This window comes from Chroococcidiopsis cubana SAG 39.79, from assembly GCF_003991895.1.
Taxonomy (GTDB): Bacteria; Cyanobacteriota; Cyanobacteriia; order Cyanobacteriales; family Chroococcidiopsidaceae; genus Chroococcidiopsis; species Chroococcidiopsis thermalis.
The window spans coordinates 1-5147 of the sequence record NZ_RSCK01000191.1; the positions used below are offsets into that span (position 1 = coordinate 1).

The 5147-nt window shown below is 53.4% G+C and carries 1 tRNA gene and 3 rRNA genes; all 4 read right to left on the reverse strand.

The annotated features are described in order from the left end of the window. Positions 1–8 precede the first annotated feature (8 nt). The 4 genes from rrf to DSM107010_RS36700 all read right to left on the reverse strand — a co-directional run bounded on the left by rrf (position 9) and on the right by DSM107010_RS36700 (position 5052). Positions 9–126: ribosomal RNA gene (gene rrf, locus DSM107010_RS36685) — 5S ribosomal RNA — on the reverse strand. A 74-nt stretch (positions 127–200) separates the two neighbouring features. After that, positions 201–3084 (reverse strand): 23S ribosomal RNA (locus DSM107010_RS36690). 222 nt (positions 3085–3306) lie between these two features. Then, positions 3307–3380: transfer RNA gene (locus DSM107010_RS36695), tRNA-Ile, on the reverse strand. A gap of 180 nt (positions 3381–3560) precedes the next feature. Beyond that, positions 3561–5052, reverse strand: a 16S ribosomal RNA gene (locus tag DSM107010_RS36700). Together the 16S, 23S and 5S rRNA genes with 1 tRNA gene alongside form the textbook arrangement of a ribosomal RNA operon. Positions 5053–5147: the final 95 nt, after the last annotated feature.

Below are 5147 nucleotides of genomic sequence, written 5' to 3' on the forward strand. Positions count from 1 at the left end.
AAAAATCGACCTGGCGCGGAGCTATTGTCCCGTGGGGCGACCCCCAGAGTATCGTCGCCGCAGTCGCGTTTCACACCTGAGTTCGGGATGGAATCAGAGTGGGTCCACAACGCCATGCGCACCAGGAAAGCTGTCGGGTGGAGGTCACCCTGAAGACTGCATAGAAAGAGAAAATTGTCAAGTCCGCCAATGATTTGGTTGTGGTCAAGCCCTCGGTCTGTTAGTATCAGTCGGCTGCACGTGTTACCACGCTTCCACCACTGACCTATCAACCCATGTTCTGTGGGTGACCTTACTGAATTTAATTCATGAGAGTACTCATCTGGAGGTGGGCTTCCCACTTAGATGCTTTCAGCGGTTATCCGCTCCGAACTTGGCTACCCAGCGTTTACCGTTGGCACGATAACTGGTACACCAGCGGTTCGTCCTTCCCGGTCCTCTCGTACTAAGGAAGGCTCCTCGCAATACTCTAACGCCTGCACCGGATATGGACCGAACTGTCTCACGACGTTCTGAACCCAGCTCACGTACCGCTTTAATGGGCGAACAGCCCAACCCTTGGGACGTACTTCCGCCCCAGGTTGCGATGAGCCGACATCGAGGTGCCAAACCTCCCCGTCGATGTGGACTCTTGGGGGAGATCAGCCTGTTATCCCTAGAGTAACTTTTATCCGTTGAGCGACGGCGCTTCCACTCACTACCGTCGGATCACTAAGGCCGTGTTTCCACCCTGCGCGAGTTGTCACTCTTGCAGTCAAGCTCCCTTTTGCCTTTACACTCTGCGGCTGATTTCCAACCAGCCTGAGGGAACCTTTGCGCGCCTCCGTTACACTTTAGGAGGCGACCGCCCCAGTCAAACTGCCCACCTGAAACTGTTCCCCGACCGGATAACGGTCGCGGGTTAGAATTCTAGCCTCGCCAGAGTGGTATCTCACATTGCGGCTCCTCACTCCCCACAAGGAGTGAATCATTGCCTCCCACCTATTCTGCGCAAGCAAAGCCCGAACACCATTCCAGGCTACAGTAAAGCTTCATAGGGTCTTTCTGTCCAGGTGCAGGTAGTCCGTATCTTCACAGACATTCCTATTTCGCCGAGTCTCTCTCTGAGACACCATCCAGATCGTTACGCCTTTCGTGCGGGTCGGAACTTACCCGACAAGGAATTTCGCTACCTTAGGACCGTTATAGTTACGGCCGCCGTTCACCGGGGCTTCGGTCGCCAGCTTTAGGCTCAAGGCCCTGACCGACTTCCTTAACCTTCCGGCACTGGGCAGGCGTCAGCCCCCATACCTCGTCTATTGACTTTGCGGAGACCTGTGTTTTTGGTAAACAGTCGCCTGGATCTCTTCACTGCGACCTACTTGCGTAGGCACCCCTTCTTCCGAAGTTACGGGGCCATGTTGCCGAGTTCCTTAGAGAGAGTTATCTCGCGCCCCTTAGTATTCTCTACCTCCCTACCTGTGTCGGTTTTGGGTACAGGTGACGATTAGTTAACGTGTTTAGAGCTTTTCTTTGGAAGCTTGACCGCTACCACTTCGGGTCCGTAGACCCTCGGTCTCTTAACCCCAGCTCGAAGCGTTTTCGCCGCTTCTCGATGCCTCGGTTAATTGCGCCAGTAACCAACATCTGGCTGGTGCGTGCCTTCTCCGTCCCTCTGCACAACTAATCTTCAGTACGGGATTGTTCGCCCGTTGTCCATCGACTACGCCGTTCGGCCTCGCCTTAGGTCCTGACTAACCCTCCACGGACGAGCCTTGTGGAGGAACCCTTAGGGTTTCGGGGTATTGGATTCTCACCAATATTTGCGCTACTCAAGCCGACATTCTCACTTCTGCTTCGTCCACACCTGCTTGCCGCTAGTGCTTCACCCTATCGCAGAACGCTCCCCTACCACTTGTATCGCTACAAGTCCGCAGCTTCGGTACAAAGTTTAGTCCCGTTCATTTTCGGCGCAGGAGCGCTTGACCAGTGAGCTATTACGCACTCTTTCAAGGATGGCTGCTTCTAGGCAAACCTCCTGGTTGTCTGTGCACTCCCACCTCCTTTGCCACTTAACTTTGATTTGTGGGGACCTTAGCTGGCGGTCTGGGCTGTTTCCCTCTTGACGATGAAGCTTATCCCCCACCGTCTCACTAGTAAGATTGTTGCTGGTATTCTGAGTTTGTCTCGATTTGGTACAGCTTGAGGCCGCCCGCACCGAAACAGTGCTTTACCCCCAGCAATTATCACTTACCGCTGCGCCTCAACACATTTCGGGGAGAACCAGCTAGCTCTGGGTTCGATTGGCATTTCACCCCTAACCACAGCTCATCCGCCGATTTTTCAACATCGGTCGGTGCGGACCTCCACTTGGTGTTACCCAAGCTTCATCCTGGCCATGGTTAGATCACCCAGGTTCGGGTCTATATACACTGATAATTCGCCCACTTCAGACTCGCTTTCGCTGTGGCTATTCGCCATACCAGTGACTATAACTCGCCGGCTCATTCTTCAACAGGCACGCGGTCGGACGTTGAATCATCCTTCCACTGCTTGTCAACTGACGGTTTCATGTTCTATTTCACTCCCCTTATCGGGGTTCTTTTCACCTTTCCCTCGCGGTACTGTTGCTCTATCGCTCACGCAGTAGTATTTAGCCTTACCGAGTGGTCTCGGCTGATTCACTAGGGATTTCCCGTGTCCCTAGCTACTCGGGATTCAGCTAGTAGCACTTCAACTTTCGACTACGGGACTATCACCCTCTTTGGTACGATTTGTCAATCGTTTCGTCTAGTCTAGTGCTTCCATCTCGCTGTCCCACTACCCCAGAATACTTGTACTCTGGTTTAGGCTGTTCTCCTTTCGCTCACCACTACTGGGAGAATCTCGTTTGATTTCTTTTCCTCCAGCTACTAAGATGTTTCAGTTGGCTGGGTTGGCTCATACCTGTCTATGGATTCAACAGGCTGTACAAGGGGGTTGCCCCATTCGGATATCTTCGGCTCAGTGCTTGCTGCCAGCTCCCCGAAGCTTTTCGTCGGTCGCCACGTCCTTCTTCGCCTCTGCGTGTCTAGGTATCCACCGTCAGCTGTATTTCGCTTGACCAGTTATTTCGCAAATACTTGGTTTTCTACCTGACTATTTCTCTTATCTCTATGCAGTTTTCAAGGTGCTCGCTGGAGAATTTCCAGCAGTTGTCTCCACTCGCAGACAGTGCTGAATTTTACTCAACTTGACTAGTCTATCACATCCCACTGGATTTGACTTGACCAATTGCTTGTTTCAATTTTTTTGAATCTCGAACTGGAAATTCTCAATTCTTTGAGGTGGGCCATCCTGGACTCGAACCAGGGACCTCACCCTTATCAGGGGTGCGCTCTAACCACCTGAGCTAATAGCCCCTACTGGTGGTACCGCTCCTACCGAACCAGTTCTAGTTTGAAAGCGTTGCTGCACTCGAGCTGTTTTGTCAGTGTCGTCCGACCTCGGGATGTCCTCAGTTTCCAGCTTGGTGTTAGTGCCTTTGCCGATACAATCGGCACCGGTCACTCTCTACTGGTTACTGAAGTTGGTCTCCCTGTAAAGGAGGTGATCCAGCCACACCTTCCGGTACGGCTACCTTGTTACGACTTCACCCCAGTCATCAGCCCTGCCTTCGGCCTCCTCCTCCACGAATGGTTAGAGTAATGACTTCGGGCGTGGCCAACTTCCATGGTGTGACGGGCGGTGTGTACAAGGCCCGGGAACGTATTCACCGCCGTATGGCTGACCGGCGATTACTAGCGATTCCGCCTTCACGCAGGCGAGTTGCAGCCTGCGATCTGAACTGAGCTACGGTTTGCTGGGCTTTGCTCCCCATCGCTGGTTGGCTTCCCGTTGTCCGTAGCATTGTAGTACGTGTGTCGCCCAGGACGTAAGGGGCATGCTGACTTGACGTCATCCCCACCTTCCTCCGGTTTGTCACCGGCAGTCTGTCTAGAGTGCCCAACTGAATGATGGCAACTAAACACGAGGGTTGCGCTCGTTGCGGGACTTAACCCAACATCTCACGACACGAGCTGACGACAGCCATGCACCACCTGTGTTCTGGCTCCTTTCGGCACCCCATAGTTTCCCACGGGTTCCAGACATGTCAAGCCCTGGTAAGGTTCTTCGCGTTGCATCGAATTAAACCACATACTCCACCGCTTGTGCGGGCCCCCGTCAATTCCTTTGAGTTTCACACTTGCGTGCGTACTCCCCAGGCGGGATACTTAACGCGTTGGCTCCGGCACTCCTCGGGTCGATACGAGAAACGCCTAGTATCCATCGTTTACGGCTAGGACTACTGGGGTATCTAATCCCATTCGCTCCCCTAGCTTTCGTCCCTCAGTGTCAGTTGCAACCTAGTAGAGCGCTTTCGCCACTGGTGTTCTTCCCGATCTCTACGCATTTCACCGCTACACCGGGAATTCCCTCTACCCCTATTGCTCTCTAGCTCACCAGTTTCCACCGCCTCTTCCCAGTTAAGCTGGGGGCTTTGACAGCAGACTTGATGTGCCACCTGCGGACGCTTTACGCCCAATCATTCCGGATAACGCTTGCATCCTCCGTATTACCGCGGCTGCTGGCACGGAGTTAGCCGATGCTGATTCCTCAGGTACCGTCATTGCTTCTTCCCTGAGAAAAGAGGTTTACGACCCAAGAGCCTTCCTCCCTCACGCGGTATTGCTCCGTCAGGCTTTCGCCCATTGCGGAAAATTCCCCACTGCTGCCTCCCGTAGGAGTCTGGGCCGTGTCTCAGTCCCAGTGTGGCCGGTCGTCCTCTCAAACCGGCTACCGATCGCAGCCTTGGTAGGCTCTTACCCCACCAACTAGCTAATCGGTCGCGAGCTCCTCTTTTGGCTATGAATATTTCACCCAAGGGCACATCCGGTCTTAGCTGCCGTTTCCAGCAGTTGTCCCGGTCCAAAAGGCAGATTCTCACGCGTTACTCACCCGTCCGCCACTAAGCTCCGAAAAGCTCCGTTCGACTTGCATGTGTTAAGCATACCGCCAGCGTTCATCCTGAGCCAGGATCAAACTCTCCGTTTTTTCCTTAAACTCAATTATCTTCTCTTAATTCGACACCAACCTCTTGTGCTTGTTGGCGCTTTCAAACTATACTCTTTTCTAGGTTCGGTCGCCCT